Here is a 15,732-nt window from a genome sequence, read left to right as displayed (position 1 = left end):
GCGACGTCGGTTTTTTGAGGCAATGAGGTCAATTTGAGTACTCGCACGTCCGTTCTTGGGATGGCCGCCCGGCTGCCCGGTGCCAATAATCTTCAAGCTTTCTGGAATGTGCTTGATCGTGGCGAAAACACGGTCTCACCTCAACCAAGCGGACGCTTCTCGGTCGAGCGGTACCTGCATCCGCGCGCCGATGCCGCCGGCTACAGCTATACGCTGGCTGGCGGTTACCTCGACCATCCTTTTGACTTTGATGCCGACGCATTTGGCATTTCGGCTCGCGAAGCGGTCCAGATGGACCCGCAACAGCGCCTTTTGATGGAGGTGGTTTGGGAAGCCCTTGAGGACGCAGGGATTCCCCCATCAAAGATCGCTGGAGAAAAAGTTGGCGTCTATGTTGGTGCCTCAAATGTCGATTACCAGAATTCCGTCGCTGGCGATCAGTCCGCCATCGAAAGCCATTTTGTAACCGGCGTCGCTCTATCGATTGTTTCCAATCGCATCTCGTACGCATTCGATTGGAAAGGCCCGAGCCTGACCATCGATACGGCGTGTTCGTCTTCGATCGTTGCGCTTTCCCATGCACTCGATGATCTATCCAACGACCGCGTGCCTGTCGCAGTTGTAGCTGGTGTCAATCTGCTCTTGTCACCGGTTCCTTACGTTGGGTTCTCGCGCGCCCGGATGCTCTCGCCGACTGGGCTTTGTCGCCCGTTTTCCGCAGCGGCGGACGGTTATGTTCGCAGTGAGGGCGCGGTTGCCCTTGTTCTAAAGAAAGGTGATTCGCCGGCCCTTGGAGGCCGCGGATTGCGCGTGCGCGCTGAATTGCTTGGTGCCGGAACCAATTCTGACGGCCGCAAGAACGGCATCTCCGTTCCATCGGCGCAGGGTCAGGCTCAACTTCTGCGTGATTTGTACGACAGACTGGAGGTCAGTCCGGACCAACTTGCCTTCGTTGAAGCGCATGGTACCGGGACACAGGTCGGCGATCCAATTGAAGCCGAGGCACTTGGCTCTGCGTTGGGTGTGAACCGATCGACCCCGCTGCCGGTTGGCTCGGTCAAGTCCAATATCGGGCACCTGGAGTGTGCATCGGGCGTTGCGGGCCTCGCGAAGACGATTTTGTGTCTGGAGAACGGTGTTGTTCCGCAAACGCTCTTCCTTGAGGATCGAAACCCAAATATCGATTTTGATGCGCTGAACCTTGCGCCGATACGCGCGCCGCTCACGCTTGGCAGACAAGACTCCCCATTGCGCGCCGGGGTTTGCAACTACGGTTTTGGCGGCACCAATTCGCATGTGATCGTGCAAGCGGCGCCTGCGGTTGAAGTGCAACCCGCTACTTCGATTGAAACCTCGAAGCAGCTGTTTGTTTCCGCTCATACGCGCGAGGCGCTCAAGGCTCTGGCAAGCGAGTATGCGACAGCGTTGCCGCAATCTCCGGAGGATGCCAATCGTTTCGTGGAGGCGGTCGGTGCACAAAGAGACTGGCTGAAGGAGCGTGCAGCGTTTGACGCTAGCTCGCCTGCGATACTGCGCTCGAGCTTGTCAGCGTTCGCTGATGGAGACGATCAGGCAAGCCTTGCGTCGGCGCGCGTTGGCGGCGCTGGAAAAGTGGCGCTGGTGTTTTCTGGCCATGGCAGCCAATGGGTTGGGATGGGTCTGGATGCGCTCAAAGGCGATCGGGCGTTTGCTGCTGAAATTGACGCAATTGACGACATCTTTGAAAAGCTTTCGGGATGGCGCATTGGTTCCATGCTCGCGAGCGATGATCTCGTTGAGAAGATTGCCGACATTCACGTGGCGCCAGCGCTCATTTTTGGTGTTCAATCAGCCCTCAACGCTGTTCTGCGCCAGCGTGGCTTGCGGCCTGATGTGATCGTGGGTCACAGCGTTGGTGAGGTCGCCGCTGCTGAGGCTTGCGGAGCGCTTGATCGTGAGCAGGCGGTCCAACTGATATTCGATCGGAGCCGCCACCAAAACCTGCCACGCAATCATGGCGGCATGGTTGCAGTAGCTGCGGATGCTGACCGGACACGAGAGCTGATAACGCGGTTTGAACCACAACTCACAATTGCAGCACATAACAGCCGCTCGTCTACAACGATCAGCGGTGAGTTGGAGAGCTTGAAACGGTTTATTGGTGCGGCGCGTCGGAACCGCGTTGCGTCCGTAATGCTCGAAGTCGAGTATCCCTTCCATTCTCGTTACCTCGACCATGAGAAGGACGGTTTGATCAAGGCGCTCAGCTATCTGAAGCCTCAGGCCCCGTCCGTACCTTACATCTCCTCTACCGATGATGCGCTGATTGATGGACCTTCTATGGATGCCGCCTATTGGTGGCGAAACATCCGGAATCCGGTCCACTTCCGTCAGTCTATCAAGCGTGCCGCGGAGATGGGTGTTTCACTGTTCTTGGAGGTTTCAGCGCGCCCAATCCTGGTAAACCCGATTGCTGAAAGCGCGCGCGATGCCGATATTTCGCCGACGGTCCTGCCGACCCTCAAGGCTCGCGAGGCAAAGAGCGAGACAGGCCAAGGAAGCGGCAATCCAATTGACGAGATTTATGCGAGCGCTGTGGTTCACGGCGCAGTTGCTCGGCCGTGCAACGACGCAGCTGTGTGTATGGATCTGCCAACCTATCCTTGGCAGCGCCAAACCTTTGTCATTGAGCACTCACCGGAAGCGCTGAGACAATTGACCAGCCTCAAGGGGTTGCGTCGCCATCCATTGCTCGGTTCGCGCATGGCTGACGGCTCTCCAGAATGGCGTATGGTGCTGGATGCGGGCATTATTCCTTACCTATCTGATCACAGGGTTGGCCAGGAAATTGTCGTGCCCGGTGCGGCGCTTATGGAGATGGCGCTGGCTGCCGCGATGGACGTGCTCGGTGCGGGCCCTGTTCGGCTCGACGATCTTGATGTCTTCCGTGCGCTTGTTGTGTCCGATGACGGAATGCGCGAGGTTTCGGTGCGCTATGAGGTGTCGCGCAAACGGATTGAAATCTGGAGTCGGCGCCGGTTTGCTGACGACTGGACTTTACATGCCGCCGCACGGGTTTCCTTGATTGACCAAAGTCAGCCCCTGTCGTCCTTCGAGCCGTTACCAAAAACGGCTGAGCACTTTGCCAAATCAGAGATTTACCGAGCAACTGCTGATGCCGGGCTGATCTATGGGCCATCCTTCCAGCGACAAGCCGGCCTGCGTAAGCACGAAAACCGGATGCAGGCGGACCTTGAGCCCAGCAGTCTGGATTGTGGGGCGTTTGATGCGAGCTTGCACTTGCTCGACCCTTCTGCCGTGGACGCTGCATTCCATGGTTTGTTTCTTGATCTCGAAGGTTCAGGCGAGGAGGGAGTTCAAAGCGCTTTCCTTCCTGTGCGTGTCGGTGAGATCTCGGTTTGGCAACCGTTCGGCGCGGCAGCAACAGCTCAGCTTGATATAACGCGCTCAACGCCGACGGCACGGGTTGTGAATGCGGTCCTCTTTGATTGCGAAGGCTGTCCGGTTGCAACTTTGAACAACGTTTATCTGCGTCAGGTTGTGCTCAACCGCGCGGAGGTGAAAAACCGCGTCATTGAGACTGACCTGATCACCGCCTTTGACTTTTCCGAAGCCGGGTCTTCGTCAAGCGAGCCATTGTTGGAGGAACGAGCAAGCGTGGCGCCGCATGTGTTGGCGCCGTGGCAGCTTAGCCGTGCGCTTTGCCTGTCTATTGCTCAGGACGTTGCAAAGACTTTTGTGCCGCACCAGAGCATTTCATTCAGTGCAATCGACGCCCTCGACGACGAGGCGCGCTTGGCCGTTCGCGCTTCGTTGTCCATGCTGCAGCAGGCGGACTTGGCACAGCAGAACGACAACGCCTGGAGCATACAGGCAGACGATACTTTACCGTCAGCACAGGTGTTGCTGGCGACGATGGCCGAGCGCTTTCCCAAGGCGCATGCAGATATCTTTGCAGCTGCTGAACTGATGGTTCGCTTCGGTCGCCATATCGGTCATGAAACGCCAGTGGGTGGCACGCAGCCGCGAGGTCACCTGGCGACATTTGATATGTTATGTGCTTCGGGCGCTTTGTTTGATGCCGCTCGTCGTGACACGGTGGCAGCTCTTGAACGCTTGTGCGCAACGCGCTCCCGGCGTCTCCCTCGCGTTTTGGTGTTGGATCGATGGCTGGCGGGCTTACAGGCACCGCTCGAGGCGTTCGTGCGAGAGGGGGCCATTGAGCTGGTAATCGCTGCGGCGGGTGGGGCCGTATCTGAGCAGGCAAAGTCGCTGCTCAAACTTGGTCCTTCGACTCGTCTTATTGCGTTGTCTGAAAGTGCAGATGATGAGTTGGCAAAACCCGAAACAGAAGCGGCTGACGCGATCGTTCTTGGAGCGGTCTGGTATGATTATAAGGCCGCAATGGACGAGCTGGCGAAAGTACTGCACCTGTGTTCATCGCGCTGCAATGCTTTGCTTTGGACCGGCCCTGCCGATCCGGCTCTGCAGATGATGTTTGCCGGCTTGGATTCACAATCCCCCGCTCAAGATGTGCTTTCTCATGCGATGACCGACGCCGCTAACGGCGCACGTGACATTTTGGGCGCCGACGGCTTCCACTTTGATGATGACCTGAGCGACGCTACCGGTGGTGTCCTTATTGCGCGCCGTGAGGGTGGAACAGCCTCCTACTTGCCGGTCAAGCTTCAATTGATTCCGGGAACTTCGTCCTGCCCGATCGACGATGGGCTGGCAGGAGCTTTAGCCGCGCGGTCCGGGGAAGGGGAACCGATCTTTCTAGACCTTCCTGATGGTCCAAACAGCCTGTTGTCAGCAGCCGTGCGCGCGGAGCGTCGAGCGCTGAGGCTTGCGGGTCAGCTGAAACTACAGTCTCGGCGAGACGAGGCCGTGCCGTTATGGATCGTTACGCGTGGAGCGTTTGCTAATGGTCTGACCGGTGACGCAGATGCAGACGCCATCTGGCGCTTTGGGCGGGTGGCGATGAATGAGTATCCGAACATTGATATTCGTCTCGTTGATCTGGCCAATGATCTTTCAAACAAACGCGCGGCTGCGCTGCTGTGTGATTTGATGGCTAATCCGGGTGTTGAGCGCGAATTCGTGATCAACGGCGCGTGCATCCGAGTGCCGCGTGCGCGCAGGGGCGATGTCACAGTCCAACGTCCCTGTGATCAGCAATCACGCGCCCAGCTTTCCCTTTTGCCCGGTCAAGGTTTTGAAGAAGCTGCTTGGAAACGTACTGCCCGACACGCACCAGACAGCGAAGAGATCGAGATCGAAGTTCAGGCGGTCGGTCTCAATTTCCGTGATGTCATGCTTGGCTTGGGCATTCTTGACGAAGACCTTCTTGGACACGGTCTTTCGAGTTCAGCATTGGGTTTTGAATGTACCGGCCGCGTTACCCGGGTCGGTCAAAACGTAACGGATCTCAAGGTCGGTGATGCGGTCATGGGCTTTGCCAGTGACGCCTTTTCATCCCACCTGTGCGCGCCGCGCTCACAGTTTTATCCGATGCCGTCCGGCTTGACCTTCGAGGCTGCCGCGACAGTGCCGGTCGCCTTCACCACCGCATGGTATGCCCTGCGTGACGTTGCGCGATTGGACGCGGGTGAGACGGTTCTCATTCATGGTGCCGCGGGAGGTCTCGGGCTTGCCGCGATCCAAATTGCGCGCTTGTGCGGCGCCCGCGTTATTGCAACCGCCGGCACGGAAGCCAAGCGTCAGCTTGTTCGGGCTTTAGGCGCCGAGGCTGTTTACAATTCGCGCAACACGGACTTTGAACGCCAGATATTGGCGGAGCATGGTGGCGTCGATGTCGTCCTCAACTCGCTATCCGGCGAGCAAATGTGGGCGAGTTTGCGAACACTCAAGCCGTTCGGGCGGTTTGTGGAATTAGGAAAGCGAGACTTCTTGGAAAACACGCCGCTGGACCTGCGGCCGTTTTTGCGTAACCGAAGCTACTTCGGCGTTGACCTCGATGAATTGTTGGCGGCGAACCCATCCAAGATTGACGCCATCGTCGAGCGCCTTCTTTCTGCCCTCAGCGCTGGCGATCTCGTACCGTTGCCTCACCGTACCTTCCAGGGAGCCCATGTCGGCGAGGCGTTCAGGCTGATGCAACGCGCTGAGCATATCGGCAAAATCGTCGTCCAGCCATCGAAACAAGCGGTTCATAAACCTGAGCGTCTGAGCTTTTCGCCAGCCGAGGGGGTCCATCTGGTTTTTGGCGGAACACGAGGCTTTGGCTTCGCTTCGGCAATGCGGCTGCTCGATAAGGGTGCAAAGAAAGTTGTACTGGCATCCCGCAGCGGTGTTCAGGATTTGGAGCTTGCCGCGCGCATACGCGCACTTGGCGAGCGTGTAGCTGTCGAAAAAGTGGACGGAACCGACCCAGATGCGGTTTTCCGATTGTGCGCCAAGGTCCGGGAAACGTATGGCCCGATCGTCGGTGTGCTCCACACGGCCATGGTGCTTGAGGACGGTTTCATTGAAGGGATCACGGCTGACGCGCTTCACCGCGTGACGGCGCCAAAAACCATAGCCGCTCAAGCGCTGCACGAAGCAACATTGGATGATCCTCTCCAGTACTTCACGGTGTACTCGTCGGCTACAACGGTGATCGGCAGCCCAGGCCAGGCTGCCTATGTACTGGCAAACGGCTACCTTGAAGGATTGATGTATCACCGTCGGCAAATAGGTTTGCCCGGTCTAGCTGTCGCTTGGGGCGCAATTTCAGATGCAGGCGCTATCTCGCGTGACAACGACCTGCGTGAAAGGCTCGAACGTACGACCGGTGTGACGGGTGTCTCGTCGGGCGAAGCGCTTGATCACCTTGAAGCGTTGTTGGCTCGGGGTGACCAAGCGGGTCCGATTGAAACCTATACCGCTATCGGCGGCAGTCTGGTTGCCGACAAGCTGGCGGTTTTGGCGACTCCGGCTTTTGCCAACTTGCAGATAGGGCAATCGCGCGATGCTGCATCGTCGGCCATCGATTTGCGCGATATGATAGCGCAGAAGTCCGAGGAGGAGATGCTGGACTATCTCACCGATACGACGGTTGAGGAGATATCCAAGATCTTACGTATTCCAGCCGAAGCAATCGACCCGGACGAGCCGCTGTCTGTGATCGGCATGGACTCCCTGATGGGTCTAGAGCTGAGACTTGGATTTGAAAGCCGGTTCGGTGTCGAGTTGCCGCTGCTCGCTATTGGCAATATAAGTGTGCGTGCTCTGGCGCGAAAACTGCTCAACGATCTGGCCAATGAAAACGAACAGGTTGACGAACAGAGCAAAACAGCCGAAGCGCTATTAACCATTCACGGCGCGCAGTCTGACAGCCAATAACGCGCCGGTGGCCTTAATCCCCCTTGTTCGTGCGCATGCAGCTATGCGTTCGACATCACGTTGAGACCGCTTATGAACCAAAAGTCCGAGCGCGTAGGTCTGACCGATGATGGTTTGAGTTCGCTGATGGACCGTATCGACCAAGTTCGGGTCGCTCAGCCGACGGCAAAGCGCACGCCAATCTCGAGCCCGAAGCGCAAGTCGCAAGCCTACGACACCACGTTTGAAACCCTCCCCGGGTTTTCGAACATCAATGCACAGCGCAGTTTTGGGAAGGGCTTGGGCATCCACAACCCCTACTACAATGTGCACGATGCCATGGCTGGAGCCCACAGCCAGATTGATGGTCAGCCTGTCCTGAATTTTTCGTCGTACGATTATTTGGGACTTAACGGGCATCCTCAGATAACCGAAGCTGTGCAAAAAGCGGCAGCTGACTGGGGGACGAGTGTCTCCGCCAGCCGTATGACGGCTGGCGAACGCGCCATACACCGCGAGCTCGAGGCCGAGCTAGCGGCTGTTTATGAAGCGGAGGATGCCGTTGTTTTCGTTACCGGTCACGGCACTGCGGTCTCAACGGTGGCCGCTCTGATGGGGCCAAAAGACCTCATCGTCCATGACGCGGTGATCCACAACTGCGTGGTGGTCGGAGCTCAGTGTTCCGGTTCAACCCGGCGAGCCTATCCTCATAACGATCTTGACGCTCTGGAAGCCATCCTCGAGCGCGAACGCCATCACTATGGCCGCACGATGATCGCCACCGAGGGTTTGTTCTCGATGGACGGTGATGGGGTCGATCTCGCACGTCTGGTCGAATTGAAGGAGCGTTACGGCTGCTGGCTATTGGTTGATGATGCCCATGCGTTGGGCGTGATGGGAAAAACAGGCCGTGGCGTTTTTGAACATGTCGGCGTCCCTCCTCAAGGGGTTGATATCTGGATGGGCACGCTATCGAAATCCGTGGTGAGTTGTGGTGGTTACGTTGCCGGTTCGAACGCTCTGATCGATTATCTGAAGTCCTATGCTCCGGGCTTCGTGTATAGCGTTGGGATGCCTGTCACAAATGCCGTTGCTGCGCTTGAAGCCCTGCGGTTGATGAAGGCTGAGCCACAGCGCGTCGAAAAGCTGCAGGCTAATGGCAAGCAGTTCCTCGAAGGCGCCAAGCAACGCGGGCTTGATACCGGCCCAAGCTGGGGCCTCTCTATCATCCCCGTTATGATTGGCGACAGCCTGCGTGCGGTTGGCTTGACCGACCGCCTTCTGAAACTGGGAATCAACGCTTTTCCGGTCTTGCCGCCTGGAGTGCCCGAAAAGTCGGCGCGACTTCGCTTCTTCCTGACCTGCGAGCATACCTCGGAGGAGATAAACCGCGCTCTTGATTGCATAGCCAGCGAGCTGAACGCTCTGATTGAGATGGGGTTTGGTCTGGACCAGGCCGCCGACCTCGCGGCACTCAAGTCGTCGCTTGCTCGATAACGATCGGCAATTGACGAGCGGTGGGCCCGGTTCGTCGCAAAGCCAGTGTGTCCTGTTCTTGCAAGGACCACCCTCGCTGTTCTGGCGCCAGCTAGCGTCTGCTCTGCGAGCGAAGGGCGTGCGCACGGTGAGGGTCGGATTATGCGGCGGTGACGTCCTTTATTGGCCCTCGTTCCGTACCCGGCTCTTCTTTGGAAGACTTGAGGTGTGGTCCGTCTGGCTGACGCGATTGATCGAGGAAGAAGGTGTCACTGACATAGTCTACTACGGCGACCGCCAGCCCTATCACAGAGCGGCGCGAGCCGTTGCCATGGAGCGTGGTATCAAAGCGCACGCGGTCGAATTTGGTTACTTGCGGCCGGGCTGGCTTACTCTTGAGCGGGGTGGCATGAGCGCGTTTTCGCACTTTCCGGCCGATCCTGCTGTTATACGACAAAATGGGTCTGGGCTGGCCGCGTTGCCGAAGACCGGAGGTTTTGGCCATCACTGGCTTCATGAAGCCACTCATGAGATCATCTACAATATCACCAATCTCTTGTATGCGCCGATCTTTCGGAACTACGCACCAGACTTGCTCGAAAAACCCTACAAGGAATATCTCAGCGGTGTTGCGAAGCTTTGGAGAGGGCGGAAACAAAGAAGCCGTTACGAGGCAGTGGAGCGCCTGTGCCTAGAGGCTAGTTGGCCTATGGCGCTCTACGCGCTCCAACTGCAGACCGATTGGCAAATCAGGGCAAATTCACCGATCGCTGATCAGCGGGACTCCCTCGATCATGTGATCAGTTCGCTTGCACGATCCGCGCCAGCGGACATGCGGTTGCTGGTCAAACTTCACCCCCTTGATTCAGGAAGGATCGATTGGGAGGCAGAAGTCGCTGAGATTGCGCGGCGCCATGGCGTTGGAGATCGCGTTCTTTTCCTTGACGGTGGTAATCTGGATGCGCTCCTGAGGCGCTCGCACGGCGCGATCGTGATTAACTCGACGGTTGGTCTGCAAGCGCTCCGAATGGGCTTCCCGGTCAAGGTCCTTGGCGTTGCGGTCTACGATTTACCAGGTCTGACCCACCAAGGATCGCTAGAATCTTTTTGGCATAGCCCCGATCCAGTTGATACCGAGCTTCGGGTTGCATTCGTTCGTCTGCTGGCAGCGAGCACCCAAGTGCCCGGCTCCTTTTACAACCGTAAAGGACGTGCGGTTGCAGTAAAAAAGGTCGCCGATAGGCTAGCGATGGGCCGCGTCAATGAGCCGAACGCGTTTGTTACACCGCCTCCTCGCCTCGCAAGGGCGAGAAGAATGGGCATTCCAGTCGATTCGGCGGACGTCATGTGATTTCATCAAGCGAATCGTCGAGAAAATACCACTGATTTAGGTTGTCGCGTACAAGCGGCTCAACCTGCTCGTTGAGGAATGCCACCGCTTCGAGCGTGCGTTTCTGACCCGTAAGGGTCGTTTTGGGTAGATGAAAATAAGGGACGCTGTCGAGATAGAAGCGGGCTTTGCCCTCGCGCCGGCAATTGCCGAGCATGATGCGAGCGCCGGTCTGCTCTGCGAGCCAGACCGCCAAAGCCAGATTGCCTTTGCGATGTGGCTTCCGACCAAACAGCGGGGCCATCGATTGGCCGTGCCTTGCTTCGTCGGGAAAGATCGCCACGCGACCGCCCGCGAGTAAACGAGCCTTTGCGCGATGCAGGCCGCGCCGATCAGGTGGCAGAATGGTGATATCGAACTGTTCGCGAACCTTTGAAACGATCACCCGTTGCGCCCAAGTCTCCGGAGCAATCGCAAACGTAAAGAAATCGATGCCCATCGCCTGAAAGGCAGCGGGATAGACCTCCCAATTGCCGGTGTGCACCGTCATCATAAGTGTGGGTTCGTCTTTGGCTGTTCGCAGATTTTCCTCAAATTGCGGCGAGATCGTCAGCCGACCTTGGCCGTAGAGACGGTGCAGCGTTGCGAATTCAGACCAAACGCGCCCTGCATTATCCTGGAAATCCAGCACAGCCTTTTCAATGCGCTCATCGTCCCAATCTGGGCACAGAATCTTGAGATTTGCGCGGGCGTTATCGGCGACATGCGGCATGTTACGCTTGATATTCAGGCGCGCCAGATAGCTGCCAAAGTCCGAGACCCAATCAACAGGAAGACAGCGCAGTGCGTAAAAGGCGGCATACTCGCCCAGGTCGCGTATCCGTGTTGTGGTGGTGTGTTCAATCGGTACGTCGAGAAGCGGCCGCTCGGCGATCTTGCTGCTCATCGGTGCTTCACTCGCAGGGGCATTCCGTCGTGCGGGCGCAACGTCATGCGGCAACGCGGATCTGCGACGTAATCGTCGGGAACTTCAAAACGAAAGCGTTGGGCCAGTGTTGCCAGCGAAAGGACCGCCTCGGCCATGCCGAATGCCAACCCTGCACATACGCGAGGCCCCACGGCGAAGGGTATATAGGTGAAGGGTTGCGGGCGCGCCTTGTCGACAAAGCGATCCGGCTTGAAGGCGTGTGGATCTGGCCAAAACGCCGCTGTCCTATGCAGGAGCCACGGCACAACAAGGATCAGCCCGGCTTTCTCAACTTTGACGCCCATGATCGTGTCATCAACGTCGGGCTGGCGTGCATAAATCGGGACAGGCGGGTAGAGCCGTAAAGTCTCCTCGATCACTGCCCTGCAGAAGGGCAGCTTGGGCAAGTCGGCATACACTGGTTGCCGGTTGCCCAAAACGGTTGAGAGTTCTTGGTGCAGCGCCTCATCAGCCCAGCGTGCTTTTGACAAGCAATAAAACGCCCAACTGAGCGTGACCGCCACGGTCTCATGACCTGCCATGAAGATCGTCGCGGCCTCGTTGCGTATTGCGGTGACATCGATGTCGAGTTCTGGGTTTTTCTCGCGTCGTCGCATGAGAAGTGCAACCATCGAGACGGTGCTGGTGTCGCCGTCAATGTGCTGCTCGACTATGCGTTCAATCGGACGGTGAACCCGCGCAATCGCGCTGTTAAGGCGTCGGCTGCGCCGGATGGCCCAACCCTCGTCCGCTCCCAGAAAGTAGCCAAGATTGAAGCTGTTGGCGGCGCGCTGATACTGGCTGAAGCCCGATACGATCTCATCGGCGGCCTCGTTCCCCAGTTTGGTTCCAAACACGGTCCGCGAGATGATCTCAGCGGTAAGCTTGGCCATGTACGAGACGCCGTCTATCAGCGAACCGTCCGGTTCTTGCGCTTGGCGCTCGACGGTCTCCTGTAAAACCGTTTCCATAATCGGTGCGAACTCACCAAGACGGTTTTTATGCACGATATCCGCGACGAGGGAGCGGCGTTGCTTCCACAGCTCGCCGTCGCTGATGAAAAGCCCGTCGCCAAGCAGTGGCTCCAGGACGCGCCGCATTCCGGGCGCTTTGCGTTCGTAGCGATCGTTGTGCGTGACAAGCGTATGCTTGATTGCGTCAGGTCTGTTCAGGAGGACGACCTGTCGGCCGAGGATGCGGAAGTCGTCGACGCAAGGCTCATGGTGGCTTTGCATCCATTGCCCAATCAGGCTGTGCCGCGCCCCTAGTATGGTCCGGATAACCCCTGGCGTGGAATTTATTGGCTCCGGACGCGCGGGTTCAAAGTGCGCGTCGCCGATCGTTTCGAGAACAGGCTGTGGGGTATACAAGGCCAATCGTTTGGATCCGCTTGCTCGGCAATTTCATAAGATGTTCAGATAAAGGAAACAGCTCTGGCAAGCTAGACTGGCAAACGATCCTCCCGGGAAATCCGTATGTCGTGGCAGCTTGAGATCGATCCGAGAATTGGTTCGGAAGCTTCGGCTGTCTTGACCGGTCACACCGCGTGTTCGCGGATGCCGTAAAAACCCAAAACGCCGATCACCCAAGCCAAGAGCGAGAAAGCAAAAACGGTTGGTATAACAACCTCAGCTCTAGGGTATTCGGCGCGTTCCGGCGCTCGCGGCTGAACAAACACCGCAAGATAGCGCTGGTTACGGTCTGCCTCGGCCCGCGCCGCTTCGAGCGATGTAAGAGCCGCCGTATAGGCCTGCTGAGCGAATTCCTGTTCGATTCCCAGCTCTTCGAAGCTTGAAAGTATGCGGGCAACATCCCCGCCTTCTAGCGGTGTCGACCCATCGATCTGCCGGCGCGCCGCATCGATCTGGCCAAGGATGCTCTCCCGCCTTGCCTGCAGCACGATCATGCCGGGGGCGGACTCAGACAAGAAATTGCCTGCCGACGCAATTTCTGCGTCAACTCTTGCAAGATCACCTTCGAGTGTGGCGATCAACTGTTGCGCTGAGCCCGCCCGGATGACCGGGTCAGCAATCTGCTCGCGCGCGCGAAATTCGCGCATGGCCTCGCGCGATTGCGCAAGACGTAGCTCAGCGCGGGCAAGGTCGGCATTGGCGTTGCGCAGCGATTCATTACGCGCTTCAAGTGAGATACGGTTCACCAGTTCTCCGGCAAGCTGGAGGGTGCGTTCGGCCACCGCAACTGACTCATCGGGCGTAAAGGCAGACGTCTCAAGGATGATCGTGCCCTTGATATTGTCGTAATAGACGTTGGTGACACGGCTCCAATAGTCCGCAAGCCGTTCAATCTCCGTTGAGCCGGTCAGCCGCGAAATGAAGTCTATGTTGGAGCGACCGTAAATGGCCTCAATGTCCAGAAACGCTTGAAGGTTATCGATAAAATCAACGCTCTGCAGATAGTCCACGACCATATGTGAGTCGGTTGATGTCTGATCTGGTGCGCCACCAAGCGCGCCCAGGATACCTGATGCGTCAATGAATGTGCTGTCCTGGCTGCGGACCGCGAATTGCGATTCCACCGCGTATCGATCGGTGGCGAAGGCCAGCACATAGATCGCCGTCAAAAGTGTCGGCAGACCAACGACAATGAGTGCGCTTACAAGTTTCCAATTACGCTGTGCCCATGATTGAGCGCGTTTTGGCTGGTCGCTCGATGCGTCAAGCGTTGGCAGCGGAACCACTTTGAGCTTGCTGGTCTTCGGGTTCGCCGGCGGCGCCTTCTGTCCGTTATCAGGCTTCACATCGGCCTGCGGGCCCTTGCCCGCTTTGCCTTGCTCGCCAGTCTGGGTGGCCTGATGGGTGTTTTGGTCGGTCAAACTGTATCTTTCACAGGTGGGCGCGATTCTCGCTTCAAGACGTCAGCGTAGACTTCCAGACCCTCTTCAACGGTCCCGTAAAAGGTCAGCTGTCCACGATCAAGCACGCAAGACGTTTCGCAGAAGCGTTTTAAGGTCTGGTTGCCATGCGATACCATTATGACATCAGCATGTTCGCGCTTGCTATCAAAAACCTGCTCACACTTTTTGCGGAAGTTGGCGTCTCCGACCGCAGTGATCTCATCGACAAGATAAACATCGAAATCGAGCGCCATGGACAAGCCAAAAGCGAGCCGTGCGCGCATGCCCGAGGAGTAGGTCTTGACGGGCATCGATAAATGGTTGCCCAATTCGGAAAAGTCTTTGACGTAGTCGGTCACTTGATCGATAGGGCAGTCATAGACCCGACTAGCGAAGCGGATGTTCTCTAGACCCGAGAGTTCGGCGTTGAATGACCCGGCGAAGCCGAGAGGGAAGGAGACCCGAACACCGCGTCGGCGAATATATCCTCGGTCGGGCAGGCTGGTCCCAGCGATCATCCGAAGCAAAGTCGATTTACCGGCACCGTTTATACCGATCACTGCAAGGCTGCGCCCGCGAGGAATCGCGAAGCTGCAATTGTTGAGCACTGTCTTCCGGTCGCGTCCGACCCTGTAGCTCTTTGTAACCGCTTCGAACTCGATCATTCGTAAATCTTGAAACGCGATGCGCGCAGGACGAGCAACCCTGCACTCAGAAGACCAAAGGCAACAAGCATAAGAAACGACATGCTCAGGAAGTTGCTCTCATAGGAGCTGTAATAGGCGTCTCGAAAGGCCACCACCGCATGGGTGAGAGGGATCCACCAGACAAAATCACGGATCGTCTCAGGTAATTGGTCGGCGACGAAAAAGATACCAGCCACGATAAAGCTCGGTAATTGTATCCAAGACCATATCGTCGCCCACGCTCGAAATCGAATGGTGATCGCAGCGTTCAAGGTGCCAGCGCCAGCACCCAGCAAAACGGCTGCACCTATAGCCGCCAGAACGCCCAAACCGTCATCGGGCAGGACCGGGTAGCCAAGAAAGAAGAACAGCAGCGCCACCAGTAAGGACGAGCACAGCACCGTGGCGCTCTCTAAGAAGGTGCGCCCGATCAATGTATCGATCGGGCGTACCATCGGATAGGCCAACAGGCTTCTATTGGCGTTGATCGTCTGCGTCAGAGAATTGCTGACCTTGTTGAACAACATGAACGGCACCAGGCCGGTGAAGAAGAACACTTGCATGCTTGTGCCCAGCAGCGGTGCGCGGCCGAGAAACGAGAAGATTGTCGCCAAAAGCGCGATATGGACAAACGGTTCGCCAAGCGCCCAAACGTAGCCCAATTTGGAATGCCCGAAACGGGTCCGCATCTCACGCAAAACAAGTGCACCGACTACGCGAAATTGAATCGCGACGGCGGTTCGGAAGCTCACTCGTTCGGGTAGTACGTCGTCCATCTCACCAAGTCTGAGGTTGTGGGATTACCCAAGACCTATACGCTCGCTGCGGGGGGTGGCGCAATGTGCGCTGAACATGTGCATTTTTTGCGGCCACGGTCCCATGGCGAGGTGTGAGTTTTCTCTTTTGCCCGTCTCGTTTAGCCCGCTGAAGCCTCGTCGTCTTGGTTTGGATGAGTGCCCCTTTGCGCTGGAGACCGCCGCTACGGCTCCGATCGACGCGAGCGCCTGTGGCGCACTTTTCCCGCGCACTGTTCCGACCGTCTGTTTTTGGGCTGTAGGGGGTTAAGTCACCGCGAGCGGCGAACCTGTTGCCA

At 57.4% G+C, this 15,732-nt stretch carries 8 protein-coding genes; 3 read left to right on the top strand and 5 right to left on the bottom strand.

The features are described from left to right. The first annotated feature begins 33 nt into the window (after nucleotides 1-33). The 3 genes from AAF739_10905 (at nucleotide 34) to AAF739_10895 (ending at nucleotide 10,153) form a co-directional block, all read left to right on the top strand. Nucleotides 34-7,347, top strand: a complete 7,314-nt coding sequence (locus tag AAF739_10905) for an SDR family NAD(P)-dependent oxidoreductase (GenBank protein MEM6383173.1) — start codon at nucleotides 34-36, stop codon at nucleotides 7,345-7,347. A gap of 72 nt (nucleotides 7,348-7,419) precedes the next feature. Further along, nucleotides 7,420-8,823: an aminotransferase class I/II-fold pyridoxal phosphate-dependent enzyme gene (locus tag AAF739_10900; protein MEM6383172.1), complete on the top strand. Its 1,404-nt coding sequence runs from the start codon at nucleotides 7,420-7,422 to the stop codon at nucleotides 8,821-8,823. A gap of 205 nt (nucleotides 8,824-9,028) precedes the next feature. Then, nucleotides 9,029-10,153, top strand: a complete 1,125-nt coding sequence (locus tag AAF739_10895; protein ID MEM6383171.1) for a capsular biosynthesis protein — start codon at nucleotides 9,029-9,031, stop codon at nucleotides 10,151-10,153. Here AAF739_10895 and AAF739_10890 read toward each other — a convergent pair. From AAF739_10890 to AAF739_10870, 5 genes are all read right to left on the bottom strand, one after another. Then, a complete protein-coding gene (locus AAF739_10890; GenBank protein MEM6383170.1) occupies nucleotides 10,146-11,078 on the bottom strand; it encodes a hypothetical protein in 933 nt (310 codons plus the stop codon). The genes AAF739_10895 and AAF739_10890 overlap by 8 nt on opposite strands. Beyond that, nucleotides 11,075-12,334: a cytochrome P450 gene (locus AAF739_10885; GenBank protein ID MEM6383169.1), complete on the bottom strand. Its 1,260-nt coding sequence runs from the start codon at nucleotides 12,332-12,334 to the stop codon at nucleotides 11,075-11,077. The genes AAF739_10890 and AAF739_10885 overlap by 4 nt, the downstream gene beginning before the upstream one ends. Before the next feature lie 302 nt (nucleotides 12,335-12,636). Further along, nucleotides 12,637-13,932 carry a hypothetical protein gene (locus tag AAF739_10880; protein MEM6383168.1) on the bottom strand — a complete coding sequence of 432 codons (1,296 nt, stop codon included), beginning with the start codon at nucleotides 13,930-13,932 and terminating at the stop codon, nucleotides 12,637-12,639. After that, nucleotides 13,929-14,618: an ABC transporter ATP-binding protein gene (locus AAF739_10875; protein MEM6383167.1), complete on the bottom strand. Its 690-nt coding sequence runs from the start codon at nucleotides 14,616-14,618 to the stop codon at nucleotides 13,929-13,931. Before AAF739_10875 ends, AAF739_10880 begins: the two co-directional genes overlap by 4 nt. Further along, nucleotides 14,615-15,415, bottom strand: a complete 801-nt coding sequence (locus tag AAF739_10870) for an ABC transporter permease (GenBank protein MEM6383166.1) — start codon at nucleotides 15,413-15,415, stop codon at nucleotides 14,615-14,617. Before AAF739_10870 ends, AAF739_10875 begins: the two co-directional genes overlap by 4 nt. Nucleotides 15,416-15,732 lie beyond the last annotated feature (317 nt).

It is taken from the genome of Pseudomonadota bacterium, from assembly GCA_039024915.1.
GTDB lineage: Bacteria > Pseudomonadota > Alphaproteobacteria > Rhizobiales > MH13 > MH13.
The sequence above is the reverse complement of the archived record's forward strand: the minus strand, read 5'-3'. Positions and strand labels throughout refer to the sequence as shown.

What these genes read in the sequence shown, in the direction of transcription:
- AAF739_10900 (MEM6383172.1), top strand. Translation starts at nt 7,420, where the DNA reads ATGAACCAAAAGTCCGAGCGCGTAGGTCTGACCGATGATGGTTTGAGT.
- AAF739_10890 (MEM6383170.1), bottom strand. Translation starts at nt 11,078, where the DNA reads ATGAGCAGCAAGATCGCCGAGCGGCCGCTTCTCGACGTACCGATTGAA.
- AAF739_10885 (MEM6383169.1), bottom strand. Translation starts at nt 12,334, where the DNA reads ATGCAAAGCCACCATGAGCCTTGCGTCGACGACTTCCGCATCCTCGGC.
- AAF739_10875 (MEM6383167.1), bottom strand. Translation starts at nt 14,618, where the DNA reads ATGATCGAGTTCGAAGCGGTTACAAAGAGCTACAGGGTCGGACGCGAC.
- AAF739_10870 (MEM6383166.1), bottom strand. Translation starts at nt 15,415, where the DNA reads ATGGACGACGTACTACCCGAACGAGTGAGCTTCCGAACCGCCGTCGCG.